Genomic DNA, 886 nt, shown 5'->3' with positions numbered 1-886 from the left:
CCTGACGTTCGAGTTGATGGCTGAGCGCTTCGGCGTCGCTATAGAGCTTGTGGCAGGTCTCGTTCTTGACCGCCGCGAGGTTCGTCATATAGCGCGTCTTGTCGACGCCCACGACGAGCGCGCCGTGATGCGCGAGCGCATCGGCGCGGGTCTGGTCGTCGGCGTTCCAGTGATCGCCTGCGGAGAACAGCACGGTGAAACCGCGCATCCCGCCGATGGGGCGCGTCACGGCGACATCGCCATAACGGCCGCCGGAGACATGCGTCACGGCGCTATGCGCCGGTGCCTCGGTTGCGTGGGCCTGAACGGCGCCGAGCGCGAGCAATACTGCGCCCGCTGCCGCGCGGGTCGTGCGCGGCAGCGAGAAAATACGATGAATCATGAACGCCAGCCTCCTGCCAGCAGCGATAGATCCGCAAGGGTGATGAACACGCTGATCGAGCCCGAGGCGGCCAGATAGCGCGGTTCCCAGCGCGGCGCGAACTTGTTCTTGAAGCCGCGCAACCCACGGAAGTTGTAGAACTTGCCGCCGAAGCGCCAGATCAGTCCGGCCAGGCGGTGCCACGACGACGCGAGCGGCGTCGGCCCCATGCCGGAAAGCGGCGCCATGCCGAGCGAGAGCGACTGATACCCGGCGGCTTTCAGATGCAGCGCAAGCTGCGTGAACAGATACTCCATCGCGTAGGGCGAAGCGCCCGGCAGATGGCGCATGACGCCGACCGTCGCGTCGGTGTTCAGGTCGGTCGTCATGAAGGTGACGAAGGCGAGCGGCGCGCCGTTCTGGCGCACCATCAGCACGTGCTGGGCGGCGAGGTAATCGTCCTCGAACGCGGCCACCGAGAAGCTCTTTTCGCGCGCTTCGCGGTCTTCCAGCCAGGCGTCGGAG

Annotated in this window: 1 protein-coding gene and 1 pseudogene; both read right to left on the bottom strand. The window is 66.4% G+C overall.

Translation table 11 applies throughout. From position 1 onward, the window contains the following. Positions 1 to 382, bottom strand: a pseudogene (locus tag G3O01_RS44875) (virulence factor family protein); the annotation flags it as partial. Continuing rightward, the coding region (locus G3O01_RS44870) for a phosphatidylglycerol lysyltransferase domain-containing protein (RefSeq protein ID WP_205813949.1) at positions 379 to 886 on the bottom strand (508 nt) is incomplete at its 5' end. The gene G3O01_RS44870 and the pseudogene G3O01_RS44875, both read right to left, overlap by 4 nt.

It is taken from the genome of Burkholderia sp. Ac-20365 (genome assembly GCF_017104715.1).
In the GTDB taxonomy this organism is placed as follows: Bacteria; Pseudomonadota; Gammaproteobacteria; order Burkholderiales; family Burkholderiaceae; genus Paraburkholderia.
The sequence above is the reverse complement of the archived record's forward strand: the minus strand, read 5'-3'. Positions and strand labels throughout refer to the sequence as shown.